Origin of the sequence: Pseudomonas sp. LFM046 (assembly GCF_000949385.2) — a bacterium.
Classification (GTDB): Bacteria; Pseudomonadota; Gammaproteobacteria; order Pseudomonadales; family Pseudomonadaceae; genus Metapseudomonas.
Genome location: NZ_JYKO02000001.1, coordinates 1280015 through 1298139, shown reverse-complemented (window position 1 = coordinate 1298139; position 18125 = coordinate 1280015). Strand labels below are relative to the sequence as shown.

The window sequence follows — 18125 nt, the reverse complement described above, 5'->3', positions numbered from 1 at the left end:
TTGATCGTCGTGCTCATGTCCACTCCAGATTTTTATTGTTGTGTTGCGATGGATCGTTTCCGTGGCGCCCCTACAGGCCCTTGAGCTGTGCCACCCTGGCCGGCCGCTCAGGGCTTGCCGCCATTTGCGGAGCACAGAGACGCTCGCCGCTTTGCGCGTCGAACAGCAGCACCTTGTCCGGGGCGAACTGCAGCTCCAGGGCGTCCCCCACCCTGGGCGCGGCATCCGGGGCCAGGCGCACGCAGACCTTGGTCTGGTTGATCTCGACGAAGGCCAGGGTGTCCGGCCCGGTGGGCTCCAACACCTGCACTTCGGCGCGAATGGCGCGCAGGTCACCGGTGCCGACCTGAATCTGCTCCGGGCGGATGCCGAGGATCAGCTCGCGCCCTTCCAACGCTCCGGCGACCTCGCCCAGGGGCAGCTCGCAATGGCCATCCGCGCTGTCCAGCAGCCCCACCAGGCCGCCGTCACGGCGCTGCAGGCGCAGGGGGATGAAGTTCATCGGCGGCGAGCCCATGAAACCGGCGACGAACAGGTTGGCCGGGTCGTTGTAGATCTGCTGCGGGGTGCCGAACTGCTGGATGATGCCGTCCTTCATCACCGCCACCTTGTCGCCCAGGGTCATGGCTTCGATCTGGTCATGGGTGACATAGACGGTGGTGGTCTTCAGCCGCTGGTGCATCAGCTTGATCTCGGTGCGCATCTCCACCCGCAGCTTGGCATCGAGGTTCGACAGCGGCTCGTCGAACAGGTAGATCTTCGGCCGCCGCGCCAGCGCCCGGCCCATGGCCACGCGCTGCTGCTGGCCACCGGAGAGCTGGCCCGGCTTGCGTTCCAGCAGGTGCTCGATCTGCAGCAGCTTGGCCACACGGGCGACTTCGGCGTCGATCTCGACCTGGGGCAGCTTGCGGATCTTCAGGCCGAAGGCGATGTTCTCGCGCACGCTCATGGTCGGGTACAGGGCGTAGGACTGGAACACCATGGCTATGTCCCGGTCCTTGGGGCTCATGCCGCTGATGTCCTGGCCGTCGACCATGATCCCGCCGCCACTGATGCTCTCCAGGCCGGCGATGCAGTTCATCAGCGTGGACTTGCCGCAACCGGACGGCCCCACCAGGATCAGGAACTCGCCCGAGTCGATGGACAGCTCGATGTTCTTCAGGGTGTCCGCCAGGCCACTGCCGTAGGACTTGTTCACATTGCGCAGTTCGAGGGTTGCCATGGGTGCGACTCCTAGCCTTTGACGGCGCCGGCGGTGAGGCCGCGCAGGAAGTATTTGCCGGCGAATACGTAGACCAGCAGGGTGGGCAGGCCGGCGATCATCGCGGCGGCCATGTCGACGTTGTATTCCTTGACCCCGGTGCTGGTGTTCACCAGGTTGTTGAGGGCCACGGTGATGGGCTGGGTGTCGCCGCTGGCGAACACCACGCCGAAGAGGAAGTCGTTCCAGATCTGGGTGAACTGCCAGATCAGGCAGACCATGATGGTCGGCACCGACATGGGCAGCAGGATGCGCCCGAAGATGGTGAAGAACCCCGCCCCGTCCAGCCGCGCCGCCCGCACCAGGGCATTGGGGATGCTCACGTAGAAGTTGCGGAAGAACAGCGTGGTGAAGGCCAGGCCGTAGACCACGTGCACCAGCACCAGGCCGCCGGTGGTGTTGGCCAGGCCGAACTGGCCGAGGGTGAAGGACGCCGGCAGCAGCACCACCTGGAACGGCAGGAAGCAGCCGAACAGCAGCAGGCCGAAGAACAGCTGCGAACCACGGAAGCGCCACATGGACAGCACGTAGCCGTTCAGCGCACCGAGCAGGGTGGAGATGATCACCGCCGGCACGGTGATCTTCACCGAGTTCCAGAAATAGCCCCCGACGCTGGCCCAGGCCTTGGCCCAGCCGATCACCGTGAACACATCCGGTATCGACAGCAGGTTGCCGGTGCGGATGTCGTCCGGCGTCTTGAAGCTGGTCAGCAGCATCACCACCAGCGGCACCAGGTAGAGGGCGCAGGCGAAGATCAGCGTGGCGTGGATCGCCAGGCGGCTGAAACTGAAGGCGGGCTTTCCGGCCAGGCTAGTCATGGCGCTTGTTCCTCAGTTCGGAGTACAGATAGGGCACGAGGATCGCCAGCACCGCGCCGAGCATGAGCATCGCGCTCGCGGCGCCGAGGCCCATCTGGCCACGGGTGAAGGTGTGGGCGTACATGAACATCGCCGGCAGGTCGGAGGCGTAGCCGGGACCGCCCGCAGTCATGGCGGCGACCAGGTCGAAGCTCTTGATGGCGATGTGCGCGAGGATCATCAGTGCGCTGAAGAACACCGGCCGCAGACTCGGCAGGACGATGCGCAGGTAGATGGTCGGCAGGCTCGCGCCATCCACCTGGGCCGCGCGGATGATCGATTGGTCCACCCCGCGCAGGCCGGCCAGGAACAGCGCCATGACGAAGCCGGAGGACTGCCACACGGCTGCGATCACCAGGCAGTAGACCACCCGGTCCGGGTCCACCAGCCAGTCCAGGCGAAAGCCTTCCCAACCCCAGTCGCGCAGCAACTTGTCCAGGCCGAGGCCGGGGTTGAGCAGCCATTTCCAGGCGGTCCCGGTGACGATCATCGACAGCGCCATGGGGTAGAGGTAGACGGTACGGATAAAGCCCTCGCGGCGGATGCGCTGGTCCAACAGCACCGCCAGGAATACGCCAAGCACCAGGCTGATGGTGATGAACAGGCCGCCGTAGACCAGCAGGTTGTGGCTGGCCACCCACCAACGGTCGTTATCCAGCAGACGCTCGTACTGCTGCAGGCCGACGAACCTGTAGCTGGGCATGAACCGCGAGTTGGTGAAGGACAGCAGGAAGGTCCAGAGGATGTAGCCGTAGAAGCCGACCAGCACGATCAGCACGCTGGGCGTCAGCACCAGCTTGGGTAGCCAGCGTTGCAGCGCGTCCAGCGGCGAGGCCTTGGCGAAGACTGCGGTTGAGCTCATGGGAGACTCCGTTGTTGCAGGTTGCACGGACAGCCCCCTCTCCCCTTGGGAGAGGGTTGGGGTGAGGGATGCATCGAGCCACGCCGACCTTCCCTCACCCCCCGCCCCTCTCCCGGAGGGAGAGGGGAGAAAAGCTCGGCGCGGCCGACCCCGAGGCGCAGGCCTGGAAGCCTGCACCGGCGTGGGGAATGGGAATCAGGGGCCGCCTACGCGGCCCGACCGCTTACTGCACCGCTTCGATCGCGGCGGCCAGTTGCTGCGCGGCCTTCTTCGGGTCGGCGGCTGGGTCGTTGAAGAAGTTGGTCACCACGTCGAACACCGCGCCCTGCACGTAGCTGGATGCGGCCATGCCGTGGGCCAGGCTGGGTTGCAGCCCTTTTCCCGCCGCCGCTTCCTTGAAGTCCTTCATGGACTGCTGGGCGCAGGCGTCGAAGCTGCTCATGTCCTGGTCCAGGCGGACCGGGATCGAGCCCTTGTTCTGGTTGAAGAACTGCTGGAACTGCGGCTCCAGCACGGTACGTGCGAGATCGTTCTGCGCCTGGATGTTCGCTTCGTCCTTGAGCTTGAACATGGCCAGGGAGTCGATGTTGTAGGCGAAGCTGCCCTGGGTGCCGGGGAACGGCAGGCACTGGTAATCCTTGCCCGCCACCTTGCCTGCGGCGCTCCACTCGCTCTTGGCCCAGTCGCCCATGATCTGCATGCCGGCCTTGCCGTTGATGACCAGGCCAGTGGCGCTGTTCCAGTCGCGGCCGGCGGCGTCGGGGTCGACGTAGCCGTGCAGTTTCTTCAGGGCAACGAAGACTTCGACCATCTTGTCGCCGGTGAGGGTGGCCTTGTCCTGCTCGACGAAGGCCTTGTGGAAGCCCTCTGGGCCGAGAATGCTCAGCACCAGGTCCTCGAACACGGTGCCGTCCTGCCAGGGCTGCCCGCCATGGGCGAGCGGAATGAAGCCGGCGGCCTTGAGCTTGTCGGCGGCCACGAAGAATTCATCGAGGGTGGTGGGCGGCGTAGCGCCCGCCTTCTGGAACACCTCGGGGTTTATCCACAGCCAGTTGACCCGGTGCACGTTGACCGGCACCGCCACGTAATGGCCGTCGTACTTCATGATGTCCGCCACCTGTTTCGGCAGCAGGGAGTCCCACTTGCCCTCGGTGGAGACGTCATCCAGCTCGGCCAGCAGGCCCAGCTCACCCCACTCCTGGATGTCCGGCCCCTTGATCTGTGCGGCAGACGGCGGATTACCGGAAACGGCACGGGTCTTCAGCACGGTCATGGCGGCCTCGCCACCCCCTCCGGCGACCGCGAAGTCCTTCCAGGTGTTGCCTTTCTCTTCGACGAGTTTCTGCAGGGTATCGGCGGCGCGCTTCTCGCCACCGGAAGTCCACCAGTGCAGGACTTCCACTTCACCGGCGAGGGCGGAAAGCGGGAACAGCGAAGCGAGGGAAACGACAGCGGCCAGGCGGGAGATGGCGTTCATGGACAGGGTTACCTTCTTGTTTTTATGACTGAGCAAGTCGGTGCTTGCGCTTGCCTGCAGTCTAACCACGGCCCTCAAGACCGCGGGTAACAAAGGGATAGTGGATGGTCACGGGGTGGTTACAATACTCGGACTAGCGCCCTCTCCCGAAGGGAGAGGGGTGACGCTCATTGGGAGTGTGGTGCGGGCCAACCGATCACTCCGCCTGCCTCGGCAACCACAGCGTCACCCGCAACCCACCCTCACGCAAGTTCTTCAGGCTCAGCTCCCCGCCATGGCTGTGGGCGAGATTGCGCGCGATACCCAGCCCCAGCCCATAGCCCTGCTGGTGTCCAGCCAGGCGGAAATGCGGCTCGAACACCTGCTCCAGCTTCTGCTCGGGCACGCCGGGGCCTTCGTCATCCACATGCAGGACGAACGCGTCCTCGCTGTCCTCGATCTGCAGATGCGCCCGCTCGCCGTACTTCAGCGCGTTATCCACAAGGTTGCCGATGCAACGGCGCAGGGCCAGGGGCTTTCCGGGGTAGGAGGCACTCGCCGCCCCTTCCAGGGTCACCTGTCCGGTGCCCAGGTAGGGCTCCACCAGCCCGTGCAGAAGGTGGTTGAGGTCCACCTGCTCGATGTTCTCGTGGATGTCGGTGTCCTTCACGCATTGCAGCGCACCCTTGACCAGCAGTTCCAGGTCGTCCAGATCGCGGCTGAACTTGGCCTGCAGTGCTTCGTCCTCCAGCAACTCCACCCGCAGGCGCAGGCGGGTAATGGGCGTACGCAGGTCATGGGAAATCGCACTGAACAGCTGACTGCGTTCGCTGAGGTAGCGGCTGATCCGCTCCCGCATGCTGTTGAAGGCACGGCTCACGTCCGCCACTTCGCTGCCGCCGGCTTCGGGCAGGGGTTCCACCTCGGCCCCCAGGGACATTTCCCGTGCGGCGGTGGCCAGGCGCTTCAACGGCCGGCTCTGCCAATGCACCAGCAGGCCGATGAACAACAGCAGGAGGCTGCTGGTGAGGAGGATGAACCACAGCTGCTGGTCCGGCAGGCCCTGGTCTTCCAGGGTGGTGTAGGGCTCGGGCAACAAGGAGGCGAGGTACAGCCACTCGCTGGTGCCGATCTGGATCTGGGTCACCAGCACCGGTGGATTCACCGGCTCCAGGGTCAGCGCGTAGTGGGCCCAGGAGCGTGGCAGTTCGTCGAGCTTGAGACCGCTGTTGAAAATGCGCAGGTCGTCCGGGCTGACGAAGTGCAGGGACATTTCCACCTGCTTGCCCAGGCGCTCCCGCAGCACGGACTCCACCTCACCCAGCACCGCCCGCTTGCGCTGGGTCTCCGGTAGCACGCGCATTTGCAGCGGCTTGTCGTTGAGGGAGACGAAGAAGCGCGTGCCGCCCATGCTGCGCAACTGGTCCAGCACCATGGGGCGGTAACCCAGCGGCAGGGAGCGGATGTAGCGGACGCTGGCCGCCATGGACTGGGCCAGGCTGCGGGAGCTGGCGAGCAGGCCATCCATCTGGCTGGCGCGCAGCTGGGAGACCCAGATGACGCTGGACAGCGCCTGGGCCAGCAGCACCACCAGCAAAGTGAGGAAGAGCATGCGTCCGAGCAACGAACGCGGCATCAGTCGCAGGCGGCTAGGCATGGTGATGGGGCGTGACCTGGGCCGCCAGCAGGTAGCCTGCACCGCGCACGGTACGGATCAGCCGGGGCGGTTTGTCGGTATCGCGCAGGCGCTGACGCAGTCGGCTGACTGCCATGTCGACGATGCGCTCCAGGGGCATTACCTCGCGGCCACGGGTGGCATTGGCGATGGTGTCGCGGTCGAGGATCTGCTGCGGATGATCGAGGAAGAGTTTCAGCAGGGCGAAGTCGGCACCGGAGAGGATCACCTCCTCGCCGTCGAGGTGGAACAGGCGGTGGCTGATCATGTCCAGGCGCCAATCGTCGAAGGCCAGCACCTCCACCACGGTGCGCTCCTGGCCGAAGCCGACACGACGCAACAGCGCCTTGATCCGCGCCAGCAGCTCACGGGGGCTGAACGGCTTGCCCAGATAATCGTCGGCGCCCAGCTCCAGGCCAATCACCCGGTCGGCCTCATCGGAACTGGCGGTGAGCATGATGATCGGCACCTGAGCCAGGCGCTGGTGCCCGCGCACCCAGCGGCAGAGGCTGAAGCCATCTTCATCGGGCAGCATCACGTCGAGGATCACCAGGTCCGCCGCTTCTTCCGCCATGGCGCGGCGGAAGCCCTCGCCATCGGCAACGCTGCGCACCTGGAAGCCGGCGCGGCTCAGGTAGGTTTCCAGCAGTTCGCGAATTTCCTGGTCGTCATCCACCAGGAGAATGGATTTTCCGGATTGGCTCACATTGGCCGTCCTTTGTTGTTATCGGGTCGATCAAATGTTGGGCCTCGTAGGTTGGCGCCGAGCCCGCGAGGCCCAACGAATCGGGCGCCACCCCGCGTCAATTCAACTGCTGCAGGGCCACCCCCGCCCCTTCCAGGCCGGGATATTCGGCCGTCACCAGCCATACCGGAATGCCCTCGAAATAGCCGCTCATGCAACCCTTGCTGGCAAAGGCGCGGGCAAAGCCGCTCTTCTGGAAGAAGGCCGCGAAACGCGGCACCACGCCGCCGACTATATACACGCCGCCACGACCGCCTAGGGTCAGCACGTTGTTGCCGGCCACCCGGCCGAGCCAGCTGCAGAAAAGTTCCAGCACCTCACCGGCCAGGGGATCGCCAGCCAGCGCTGCGGCACTCACTTCGGCCGGAGACGTCAGGCGCGGCGGGTGACCGTCCACGGCGCAAACGGCTCGATAGAGCTGAAGCAGGCCATTGCCGCTCAGCACATTCTCGGCGCTGACATGGCCCAGTTGACCGTGCAGCTGCTGCCAGAGGGCCGCCTCACGCAAGTTGCCTACCGGCAGGTCCACGTGGCCGCCCTCGCCTGGCAACGCTTTCCAGCGGCCCTCCCCCAGCGGCAGCAGCGTACCGACGCCCAGGCCCGTGCCCGGCCCGATCACCACCGCCGGACTGTCCGGATCGGCGACACCCGGGCAGATCGGCAACCGTTCATGCGCCTTGAGGCGCGTCATGCCCAAGGCCATGGCGGAGAAGTCGTTGATCAGCAGTAGCTCGTCCACCTGCAAGGTGTGGCAGAAGGCCGAACGGCTGAGACGCCAGTGATTGTTGGTGAAGCGGAAATGCTCGCCGCCCACGGGCCCGGCCACCGCCAGGCAGACGGCGCCCAGGCTGCCCGCCGAATGGCCGAGTCCTGCCAGGTAATGGCTGATGGCCTCCTCCGGTCCGGCGAAGTCGGCGGTGGCCAGCACCTGAACCGACTCCAGTTGCCCGTCGCGCCAGAGTGCGAAACGCGCGTTGGTGCCACCGATGTCTCCAACCAGCGCCAACTTCACTTCAGCGTCTCCAGATTGCGGGTGAAGGCGCTGGCGCCCTGTTCGGCGCTGCTGAAGGATTCGCGCATGAAGGCAAACAGCTCGCGGCCGGTGCCGACATTGGCTTCCAGGTCCCACTGCGCCGGTTCACGGGCGGCGAACTCGGCAGCGTCCACCAGGACTTCCAGGGTGCCGGTGGTGCCGTCCACACGCACCCGGTCGCCATCGCGCACCCGCGCCAGCGGGCCACCGTCGAAGGCTTCCGGACAGACGTGGATGGCCGCCGGAATCTTGCCTGACGCGCCGGACATGCGGCCGTCGGTGACCAATGCGACCTTGAAGCCACGATCCTGCAAGACGCCGAGGAAGGGCGTCATCTTGTGCAGCTCAGGCATGCCATTGCTGCGCGGCCCCTGGAAGCGCATCACCGCCACCAGGTCGCGCTCCAATTCGCCAGCCTTGAAGGCATCGGCCAGCGCCTGCTGATCGTGGAATACCCGCGCCGGGGCTTCCACCACCTGGTGCTCCGGGGCCACGGCGGACACCTTCATCACGCCACGGCCGAGGTTGCCCTTCATTACCCGCAGGCCGCCCTCCGGCGAGAAGGGGCGTGCCACCGGGCGCAGGATGCTCTCGTCCAGGCTGGCGGCCGGACCATCACGCCAGACCAGCTTGCCGTCTTCGAGGAAGGGCTCCTGGGTGTAATGGTGCAGCCCACGCCCCATGACGGTGTTGACGTCTTCATGGAGCAGCCCGGCGTCGAGCAGTTCGCGCACCAGGAAGGCCACGCCGCCGGCGGCCTGGAAGTGATTGATGTCGGCCTTGCCGTTGGGATAGACGTGGGCGAGGGTCGGCACCACTTCGGAGAGCTCGGCCATGTCCTGCCAGGTGAGCTGGATGCCCGCCGCCTGGGCGATGGCCGGCAGGTGCAAGGTGTGGTTGGTGGACCCGCCGGTCGCATGCAGCGCCACCACCGAGTTGATCAGCACACGTTCGTCGACGATCTCGCCTATGGGCAGGAACTGCCCACCCTGCCGGGTCAGGCGGGTGACCTGGCGCGCCGTCTCCACGGTCAGTGCCTCCCGCAGCGGGGTATTGGGATTGACGAAGGAGGCGCCCGGCAGGTGCAGCCCCATCACCTCCATGAGCATCTGGTTGGTGTTGGCGGTGCCATAGAAGGTGCAGGTGCCGGGGCTGTGGTAGGCGGCCATTTCCGACGCCAGCAGCTCATCGCGGGTGGCCTTGCCTTCCGCATAGCGCTGGCGCACTTCGGCCTTCTCCTTGTTGGACAGGCCGGACGGCATGGGCCCGGCGGGCACGAAGATCGACGGCAGGTGACCGAAACGCAGGGCGCCCATCATCAGGCCGGGAACGATCTTGTCGCAGATGCCGAGGAACAGCGCCGCATCGAACATGTTGTGGGACAGCGCCACGGCGGTGGACATGGCGATCACTTCGCGGCTGGCGATCCCCAGTTCCATGCCCGGTTCGCCCTGGGTGACACCGTCGCACATGGCCGGCACGCCGCCCGCCACCTGCCCCACGGAACCGATGTCGCGCAGGGCCTGGCGGATCTTCTCCGGGTAGTCCTCGTAGGGCTGGTGGGCCGAGAGCATGTCGTTGTAGGCGGTGACGATGGCCACGTTGGCCGAATCCATCAGGCGTAGGCGCTGCTTGTCCCCACCGCCGCAGCCGGCCACGCCATGGGCGAAGTTGGCGCACTGCAGCTTGCCGCGCTGGGGACCCTCACTGGCCGCCTTGTGAATCATTGCCAGGTAGCGCTCGCGGGTTGCGCGGCTGCGTTCCACCAGACGCTCGGTTACCTCAAGTACGCGGGGATGCATGGATTCGACTCCAGATAGCGGGAGGATTTGTTTTTATACAAACCACAATACTGCCAATAACGCCAAAAATTCACTAGACGACGCAAAATATTTTGTTATTGCAACAACAAAATAATCAAATCCCGCTTCCATTCATATAGACCACTGCAGGGTATGGCGGCACGCAGCATAACCCCTGGGCCCAGGTCGCCACCTATTCCACCCATGGCGCATGCCAGAGGCTTATGCCCGCTGGAATTCGATTTAGCGCGAAATGCTCTAAAAAATATATTGCGCGCAAAATAACTTGGCAGTAACTTCTGCCTCACCAAACAACTTAGCGCACCAAAGATTAACGAACAAACCAACTCAGAGGAAAATCATCATGACCATCGAAAACGTTCTCTACCGCGCCTACGCAGAAGCCACCGGCGGCCGTGACGGCCGTGCCATCTCCTCCGACGGCGTGCTCGACGTCAGCCTGACCACCCCCCGTGAACTGGGCGGTGCTGGCGGCGAAGGCACCAACCCCGAGCAACTGTTCGCAGCCGGTTATTCGGCTTGCTTCCTCGGCGCGCTGAAATTCGTCGCCGCCCGTGACAAGCACAAGCTGCCGGCGGAAACCTCCATCGAAGGCATCGTCGGCATCGGCGCCATCCCGACCGGCTTCGGCATCGAAGTGGAACTGCGCATCGACATCCCCGGCCTAGACCGCGAGGAAGCCCGCGCCATCGTGGACAAGGCCCACATCGTGTGCCCCTACTCCAACGCCACTCGCGGCAACATCGATGTGACCCTGACCCTGGTCTGAGTTGCATGACGCAAAAGGGCGGGCATCCCGAAAGGGGTGCCCGCCCTTCTTCTTTGTAGGGGCGAATTCATTCGCCAGGCAGGCCGAAGGTCTGCCCTTGAATTCCCTGAGGGGCTGCTGCGCAACCCTTGGCGATTGAAATCGCCCCTACACTTGGCCATTCACCCAACCCGCCAAGGAGCACAGCATGATCCTCTCTACCACCCCCACCCTCGAAGGCCGGGCCATTCGCGAATACAAGGGCATCGTGGTCGGCGAAGCCATCCTCGGTGCCAACGTGTTCCGCGACCTGTTTGCCGGTATCCGCGACATCATCGGCGGCCGCTCGGGCGCCTATGAGAAGGAACTGGCCCGCGCACGGGAAATCGCTTTTGAGGAACTGTCCGAGCGTGCCGAAAAGCTGGGCGCCAACGCGGTGGTCGGCATCGATATCGACTACGAGGTGGTCGGCCAGAACGGCAGCATGCTGATGGTGAGCATCAGCGGCACTGCCGTGGTGGTCTGAGTCAGGTGCTCGAGGCCTTGGCCAGCTGCTTGTCGCGGGCCAGCTTGTAGGCCACGTAGTACTTGTAGATGTTGCCGACGTAATCCACCGTCTCGCGCCCGACGATGCGCGCGGCGGCATGTTCGACATTGCCGAACCAGACGTTCTTGTCCAGGCCGGACTTCTCCGCCAACCGGCGAAACTTGCGCAGGTTCCCCGGCCCGGCGTTGTAGGCAGCGAACGCCATCAGGGTGCGGTTCGTGGGTGTCAGTCCCGGATCGTCGAGGTACTTGGACACCAGCAGGCGCAGGTACTTGCTGCCAGCCTCGATGTTGCGGTCGGCGCTGGTGTCGACGTCCTGGACACCGACACTGGGGTCAGAGGCGGTGCTCGGCAGCAACTGCATCACCCCCACGGCGCCACGCTGGCTACGCGCGCTCTGGTTGAGCTGGGACTCCTGGAAGCCCTGGGCCATGAGCATCAGGTAATCGAAGTCGTAGGTGCTGGCGTGCTTCTCGAACAGCGCCACCAGTTCGGCGAATCGCTTGAGCTCCTCCTCACTGGTGGCGGCATAGAGCTCCTTGCTGTTCTTCACGTACTTGTTGCGAAGCGAGTTGCCAAACGTCGTGCCCAGCTTGTGGCCCTTGGCGAACTCCGACAGCACCTTGCGCAACTGCGGGCTGTTCTTGCGCACCGCCCAGGCGACCTGCGTGTCATCCCGTATGTAGAAGGCATCATGGATCACCAGCTGCGTCAGCATGGACTGCCAGAGTTCGGCGATATAGCGATCCACCACCGTGGCGCCCACCAGGCCGACATTGACCATTTCCAGCAGGTCCTCGGACTCCAGGTTCTCATCGGCCGCCTTGATCTTCACCGGCTCCAGCCCACGCTTCTTGAAGTCCTCGTTGAGCGCCTGCAGGTGCTCGAAATAGCTGCTGGACGGCCGGACCATGATTTCCATGCCGGCCAGGTCCTCGATCTTTGCCAACGGCTGGCTGCCAGGGCCGGTCACCAGGGCCTCGCGTATTCCATTGGCGAAGGGCTCGCTGAAGTCCACCGCCCCCAGCCGCTTGTCGGTGATCGCCAGCCCGCCGGCGGAGACATCGCCAATGCCTTCCACCAGCTTGGGCAGCAATTCGTCCCGGGCGACGGGAATGAACAGCGCCCGCCAGCGCAGGGACTTGTTCTTGAACGGGTACTTCTTGTTCAACCAGTCCACGAAGGCCTTGCCGATTTCGTAGCTGACGCCCAGTTGGCGGCCTCGGTCCACGGCATAGAAGGTCTTGCTGTAGGGCACCAGGATGCGCACCAGCCGGCGCTCCCGCATGCCCTGGAAGTCCCCGGTCCAGACAGGCGGAACGGGTAGCACCATGGCATCCACTTCCGCTTCTTCGGCAGCGCTCAACTCGGCACTGGGCAAATCTTCGGCACGAGCAATGACAAGCAGCGAGGCCAGCGCCAGGCCCAGCAGCAGCGAAACGGACAAACAGGGTTTCATGGTGACCAACCTCGTGAAACGCAAGCCGGGGCCCATGGGCCCCGGATCTCCTGGGTGGCCGGGCAGGCCATCCGCCGACAGAGTCCTGCCTAGAAAAGCTCCTCGATCATCCGGAACGGATAGGGAGCGGCCTTGTACTTGCCGAGCTTGCCGCGCCTGGGCAGCGTCACCTTCTTGTCGTGGGTCAGGTCTTTGTAGGGAACCTGCTTGAGCAGGTGGCTGATGATGTTCAGCCGCACCCGCCGCTTGTCTTCGGAACGGGCCATGTACCAGGGCGCCCAGGAGGTATCGGTAGCGGCGAACATCTCGTCGCGAGCACGGGTGTAATCGTCCCAGCGGGTGTAGGACTTGAGGTCCATGGGCGACAGCTTCCAGATCTTGCGCCCATCATCGATGCGGTCCTTGAGGCGACGGGTCTGCTCCTCGGCACTCACTTCCAGCCAGTACTTGATGAGGATGATCCCGGACTCGACCATCATCTTCTCGAACAGCGGCGTCACCGCGAGGAACTTGTGGGCCTGCTCGTCGGTGCAGAAGCCCATGACCCGTTCGACGCCGGCGCGGTTGTACCAACTGCGGTCGAAGATCACCACTTCCCCCGCCGCCGGCATATGCGTCAGATAGCGCTGACCGTACATCTGGGTCTTTTCCCGCTCGGTCGGCGCGGGCAGCGCCACCACGCGGAACACTCGCGGACTGACCCGCTCGGTGATGGCCTTGATGGTGCCGCCCTTGCCGGCGCCGTCGCGCCCCTCGAACACGATGCAGACCTTCAGCCCCTGGTCCACCACCCACTGCTGCAGCTTCACCAGTTCCACATGCAGGCGCTTGAGCTCCTGCTCGTAGGACTTGCGATCGATGGGTTCCTTGTCCGCCACTTCACTGGCGGCGGCCTTGTTCTTGTTGCCCTTTGCCATGACCTACTCCACTCCTGAGGAATCCGATCAGTAAAAGCTAGCTGACGGGCGGCGACTTGCAGGGGCCAAAGCGCGCGCCCCTGAAAAAAATCACCCCGTCCTGACACGCAGGACGGGGTGCTCCGGAACAGGAACCGCGGGTGTCAGTCGGCCAGGCGCAACACCCCCACCGCTTCCTTGCTGCGGGTGGCCAGGCAGTAGTAGAGCGGGCAGGTCACCAGCAGCCCCACCAGCCAGGACAGGTCCACGCCCTCGATGTAATTGGCCCAGGGGCCGACGTAGAGCGCGGTATTGGCGAATGGCAACTGCACCAGGATGCCGAGGAAATAGGCCGTGATCGCGTGGGGATTGAAACGCCCGTAAATGCCGCCGTCCGCCTTGAAGATCGAGGCGATGTCGTAGCGGCCGCGCTTGATCAGGTAGAAGTCGATCAGGTTGATCGACGCCCAGGGCACCAGGACCAGCAACAGCGCCAGGATCAGGCCGATGAAGTGGGAAATGAAGTTGGCCGAGGCGCCCAGGGCCATCAGGCAACTGCCCACCAGAACCACGGCGGACAAGACAACCCGCACCGGGATGCTGGGCGTCCAGCCACCGGCGAAGGTCTGGATGGAAGTGACGATGGACAGCACTGCGCCGTACAGATTGAGGGCGTTGTGGCTGATGATGTTGAGCAGGAACAGCAGCATCAGCACCGGACCGAGGACACCGGTGGCCTGCTTGACCGCCGCCATGGCCTCGGTGCCTTCCGGGGTCGCCAGGACTGCCACCGCACCGAAGCTGAAGGACAGGATGGTGCCCAGGCAGGCGCCGAAATAGGTGGCCCAGAACGGCTTGGCGATGCCGATGCTGGCCGGCAGGTAGCGCGAGTAGTCCGACACATAGGGCGAGAAGCTCAGCTGCCAGATGATCCCCAGGCAGATCGTGGCCAGGAAGCCCGACAGGTTGAAGGCACCACGGCTGAAGAAGTCCGCCGGCAGTTCGCTGCAGAAAATGGCGATGAAACCGGCCAGCAGCGCGCCGCCCATCACCCAGGTTCCGATGCGGTTGAGGGTGTGGATGAAGCGGTAGCCGATCACGCCGATGGCGGTAGCACTGATGGCGCCGATGATGATGGCCGCCGGCAGCGGCACGGCGGGGGCGATGCCGTGGATCGACTCGCCCGCCAGCACGATGTTGGAGATGAAGAAGCCAACGTAGATGACGGCGGCGAACAGCACGATCAGCAGCGCGCCATAGCGGCCAAACTGGCCCCGGCTCTGCACCATCTGCGGAATGCCCATCTGCGGCCCCTGGGCCGAAGCCAGGGCGATGAAGACGCCGCCGATCATGTGCCCCAGCACAATGGCCAACAGGCCCCAGAGCAGGTCGAGGTGGAATACCTGGACCACCATGGCCCCGGTGACGATAGGCAACGGCGCGATATTGGTGCTGAACCAGAGCGTGAACAGGTCGCGGGCCTTGCCGTGGCGTTCGGCGGGCGGCACGTAATCGACGGTATGGTTCTCGATCAGCGTCTGCTGGGAATTCTCGGACATCGTCTTGCCTTGCTTATTGTCTTTGTAGAAAAGCCACGCGGGCCCACGACTTCGGGCGTCGTCCCAAGAACGGCAGACACCCGAAAGCGGACACCATATTATGGTATTCCAAGACTCAGACAAGGCATTTTTAGACGCCAATCTGTACTGAAAGCCCCCTTTCCATCAGCTGAAACGTTCAACCTCATCCCGCTCAAGCCCCGTGGTTACTGGCTTTCAGAGACTCATGCGTCGTTCGTCGGGCGACCGTAGCTGTGGAAAAATACTGCTTGCACTTCAGGTATTACGGTATACCATCAGACACAGATGAGCTGCCGGTCGCAGCCACTTGCTCACGATAGGTACCCGAAATGATCGACACCAATGCCTACAAACAAGTCATGGGCTCCTTCCCCTCCGGCGTCACCGTCATCACCACCCTGGATGACGACGGCCAGGTCGTCGGGCTGACCGCCAGCGCCTTCAGTTCCCTGTCCATGGACCCGGCCCTGGTGCTGTTCTGCCCCAACTACAGTTCCGATTCCTATCCGGTGCTGATCAAGAGCAAGCGTTTCGCCATCCACCTGCTGTCCGCCGACCAGCGCGACGAAGCCTATGCCTTTGCGAAAAAGGGCAAGGACAAGGCCCAGGGCATCGACTGGACCCTGAGCGAACTGGGCAACCCGATCCTGCCCAACGCCACCGCCATCATCGAATGCGAGCTGTGGCGCGAGTACGAAGGCGGCGACCACGCCATCCTGGTGGGCGCCGTGAAAAACCTGATCGTCCCCGAGCAGGACGTGATCCCGATGGTGTACTGCCGCGGCAAGATGGGCGCGCTGCAGGCCTTCGCCTGATTCATTCCTTGTTGATTCCCGCCCCCTTGATTGGGGGCTTTTTTTTTGCACGGCGATCGGCTCGCGGGATGAAGGCCTGCAGGTTAGTGCGGGCCACGCTGGTCCGAAGCACGACGCCCAACGCTGACGCCACCGGAATCGTTGGGCTTCGCAGGCTCAGCCACAACCTACGAGACGCCTGTCACTCTGGCGGAAATTTCTTGCGGATATTCCATATTATGGTATACCAATATCCATCAAGCCGCCCCGCCCTTCCGAGGACACCGGCGGAGTCCCCCACAGCAGCCGGCCGTTCCATGGCCGAACAGAAAAAGGTTCGAGGTAAGCGACATGAAATTCTCTTTGTTCGTGCATATGGAGCGGTATGACGAGCAGATCAGCCATCGTCAGCTGTTCGAGGACCTGACCGAGCTGACCCTGATGGCGGAAGCCGGTGGTTTCAGCACCGTGTGGATCGGCGAACACCACGCGATGGAATACACCATCTCGCCGAGCCCCATGCCACTGCTCTCCTACCTCGCCGCACGCACCACCACCATCCGCCTGGGCGCCGGCACCATCATCGCGCCCTTCTGGCACCCCATCCGCGTGGCCGGCGAGTGCGCGCTGCTGGACGTGATCAGCAACGGCCGCATGGAAGTGGGCCTGGCCCGTGGCGCCTACCAGTACGAATTCGACCGCATGGCCGGTGGCATGCCCGCCACCAGTGGCGGTCAGGCCCTGCGCGAAATGGTCCCGGTGGTGAAAGCCCTGTGGCAGGGCGATGTCGCCCACGACGGCGAGATCTGGAAGTTCCCCACCTCCACCTCCTCGCCGCGCCCGATCCAGAAGCCCTACCCGCCGATCTGGATCGCCGCCCGCGACCCGGACTCCCACAACTTCGCCGTGGCCAACGGCTGCAACGTGATGGTCACCCCGCTGATGAAGGGCGACGAGGAAGTGGTGGACCTGAAGAACAAGTTCGAGGGTGCCCTGGCCAACAACCCTGGCGTCCCGCGCCCGCAACTCATGGTGCTGCGCCACACCCACGTGCACAGCGAGGACGATCCGGAAGGCTGGAAGGTTGGCGCCGCCGCCATCTCGCGCTTCTACCGCACCTTCGATGCCTGGTTCGGCAACAAGCAGACTCCGGTCAACGGCCTCCTGCCGCCGAGTCCGGAAGAGAAATTCAAGGACCGCCCGGAGTTCGAGCTGGAGAACATCCGCAAGAACACCATGATCGGCACCCCGGAAGAAATCATCGCGCGCATCCGCCACTACCAGGAACTGGGCGTGGACGAGTTCAGCTTCTGGGCCGACAACAGCCTGTCCCACGCCGAGAAGAAGAAGTCGCTGGAGCTGTTCATCAAGCACGTGGTACCGGCTTTCCGCTGAGTCCTGCGGTCCGCCATTCGCGCATGAATTCGCCCCCACAGGCGCTGATGCCTCGTGGGGGCGAACTCATTTGCCGGACAGGCCTGGACTGTAGGGTGCGCTGCGCGCACCGGCTCCGGGATCTGCTTGGGCACGGTTTCGAACCGTCGGTGCGCACGGCGCACCCTACCCGTGCGACGTCATCCTGTTTTTCAGTCGCTCCTCTGCAGAGCCCGCCGAAGCTCGTCAGGGTGCGCCTTTCGCGACTTCCAGCTCCGTCTCCAGCGACCTTCCGTCGCCATGCCCCACCCTCCCGTGCTAGCTGGCTCTTGCATAATCAATATTATGGTATACCATCAGACAGCAAGAGACTTCCCCAACCAGGAGAGCCCAATGAGCTTCGAAATCCGCAAAATCGTCAGCTACGTGGAAGAAACCTTCATCGAAGGCGGCAAGGCCGCCGAGAAGCCGGTGACCATGGTGGGACTGGCCGTGGTCATCAAGAACCCGTGGCTGGGCCGCGGCTTTGTCGAAGACCTCAAGCCCGAGATCAAGGCCAACTGCTCCGACCTCGGCGCCATGATGGTCGAGCGCCTGACCGCCGCCATCGGCGGTGCGAACAAGATCGAGGCCTATGGCAAGGCCGCCGTGGTAGGCGCCGATGGCGAGATCGAACACGCTTCCGCGGTTATCCACACCCTGCGTTTCGGCAACCACTACCGCCAGGCGGTGAACGCCAAGAGCTACCTGAGCTTCACCAACAAGCGTGGCGGCCCGGGCACCTCGATCCAGATCCCGATGATGCACAAGGATGACGAGGGCCTGCGCTCTCACTACATCACCCTGGAAATGCAGATCGAAGACGCACCGCGCGCCGACGAAATCATCGTCGTGCTGGGCGCTGCCGATGGTGGCCGCCTGCACCCGCGCATCGGCAACCGCTACATCGATCTGGAAGAACTGGCCGCCGAGCAGGCCCAGGCCAAGTAATCCCAAGGCCCGTGCAGGAGCGATC

Annotated in this window: 16 protein-coding genes; 5 read left to right on the top strand and 11 right to left on the bottom strand. The window is 64.0% G+C overall.

What is annotated here, in order from left to right; all coding sequences use genetic code 11:
* Positions 1 to 70: 70 nt before the first annotated feature.
* From ugpC to edd, 8 genes are all read right to left on the bottom strand, one after another.
* On the bottom strand, positions 71 to 1222 hold the full coding sequence (gene ugpC / locus TQ98_RS06090; RefSeq protein WP_044875163.1) for a sn-glycerol-3-phosphate ABC transporter ATP-binding protein UgpC: 1152 nt from the start codon (positions 1220 to 1222) through the stop codon (positions 71 to 73).
* A gap of 11 nt (positions 1223 to 1233) precedes the next feature.
* Positions 1234 to 2079 (bottom strand): carbohydrate ABC transporter permease, encoded by an 846-nt coding sequence (locus TQ98_RS06085; protein ID WP_044875164.1) that lies wholly within the window; start codon positions 2077 to 2079, stop codon positions 1234 to 1236.
* Positions 2072 to 2980 carry a sugar ABC transporter permease gene (locus TQ98_RS06080; protein WP_044875165.1) on the bottom strand — a complete coding sequence of 303 codons (909 nt, stop codon included), beginning with the start codon at positions 2978 to 2980 and terminating at the stop codon, positions 2072 to 2074. Before TQ98_RS06080 ends, TQ98_RS06085 begins: the two co-directional genes overlap by 8 nt.
* A 223-nt stretch (positions 2981 to 3203) precedes the next feature.
* Positions 3204 to 4457 (bottom strand): ABC transporter substrate-binding protein, encoded by a 1254-nt coding sequence (locus TQ98_RS06075; protein WP_044875166.1) that lies wholly within the window; start codon positions 4455 to 4457, stop codon positions 3204 to 3206.
* Positions 4458 to 4653: 196 nt separating this feature from the next.
* Positions 4654 to 6093, bottom strand: a complete 1440-nt coding sequence (locus TQ98_RS06070; RefSeq protein WP_044875167.1) for an ATP-binding protein — start codon at positions 6091 to 6093, stop codon at positions 4654 to 4656.
* Positions 6086 to 6817, bottom strand: a complete 732-nt coding sequence (locus TQ98_RS06065) for a response regulator (RefSeq protein WP_044875168.1) — start codon at positions 6815 to 6817, stop codon at positions 6086 to 6088. The genes TQ98_RS06070 and TQ98_RS06065 overlap by 8 nt, the downstream gene beginning before the upstream one ends.
* A gap of 97 nt (positions 6818 to 6914) precedes the next feature.
* On the bottom strand, positions 6915 to 7868 hold the full coding sequence (locus tag TQ98_RS06060) for a glucokinase (protein ID WP_044875169.1): 954 nt from the start codon (positions 7866 to 7868) through the stop codon (positions 6915 to 6917).
* Complete coding sequence (gene edd, locus TQ98_RS06055) at positions 7865 to 9691, bottom strand: phosphogluconate dehydratase (protein WP_044875170.1); 1827 nt, start codon at positions 9689 to 9691, stop codon at positions 7865 to 7867. Before edd ends, TQ98_RS06060 begins: the two co-directional genes overlap by 4 nt.
* A 364-nt stretch (positions 9692 to 10055) precedes the next feature.
* Here edd and TQ98_RS06050 point away from each other — a divergent pair, with 364 nt between their 5' ends.
* Together TQ98_RS06050 and TQ98_RS06045 are read left to right on the top strand one after the other, a co-directional pair.
* Positions 10056 to 10481, top strand: a complete 426-nt coding sequence (locus TQ98_RS06050) for an organic hydroperoxide resistance protein (RefSeq protein ID WP_044875171.1) — start codon at positions 10056 to 10058, stop codon at positions 10479 to 10481.
* A gap of 187 nt (positions 10482 to 10668) precedes the next feature.
* Positions 10669 to 10986, top strand: a complete 318-nt coding sequence (locus TQ98_RS06045; RefSeq protein ID WP_044875172.1) for a heavy metal-binding domain-containing protein — start codon at positions 10669 to 10671, stop codon at positions 10984 to 10986.
* 1 nt (position 10987) lies between these two features.
* Here TQ98_RS06045 and TQ98_RS06040 read toward each other — a convergent pair whose 3' ends face one another.
* From TQ98_RS06040 to TQ98_RS06030, 3 genes are all read right to left on the bottom strand, one after another.
* Positions 10988 to 12466 carry a lytic transglycosylase F gene (locus tag TQ98_RS06040; protein ID WP_044875493.1) on the bottom strand — a complete coding sequence of 493 codons (1479 nt, stop codon included), beginning with the start codon at positions 12464 to 12466 and terminating at the stop codon, positions 10988 to 10990.
* A gap of 89 nt (positions 12467 to 12555) precedes the next feature.
* Entirely contained in the window at positions 12556 to 13383 is an 828-nt protein-coding gene (gene ppk2, locus TQ98_RS06035) for a polyphosphate kinase 2 (protein WP_044875173.1), read from the bottom strand.
* A 143-nt stretch (positions 13384 to 13526) separates the two neighbouring features.
* Positions 13527 to 14921, bottom strand: a complete 1395-nt coding sequence (locus TQ98_RS06030) for a cytosine permease (protein WP_044875174.1) — start codon at positions 14919 to 14921, stop codon at positions 13527 to 13529.
* A 350-nt stretch (positions 14922 to 15271) separates the two neighbouring features.
* Between TQ98_RS06030 and TQ98_RS06025 the strand changes: the two genes are divergently transcribed.
* The 3 genes from TQ98_RS06025 (at position 15272) to TQ98_RS06015 (ending at position 18100) form a co-directional block, all read left to right on the top strand.
* Entirely contained in the window at positions 15272 to 15757 is a 486-nt protein-coding gene (locus TQ98_RS06025) for a flavin reductase family protein (protein WP_044875175.1), read from the top strand.
* Between the two features lie 330 nt (positions 15758 to 16087).
* Entirely contained in the window at positions 16088 to 17131 is a 1044-nt protein-coding gene (locus TQ98_RS06020) for an LLM class flavin-dependent oxidoreductase (RefSeq protein WP_044875176.1), read from the top strand.
* A gap of 372 nt (positions 17132 to 17503) precedes the next feature.
* The gene (locus TQ98_RS06015; protein ID WP_044875177.1) at positions 17504 to 18100 is read left to right on the top strand and encodes an amino acid synthesis family protein; all 597 of its coding nucleotides are present in this window, start codon (positions 17504 to 17506) and stop codon (positions 18098 to 18100) included.
* Positions 18101 to 18125 lie beyond the last annotated feature (25 nt).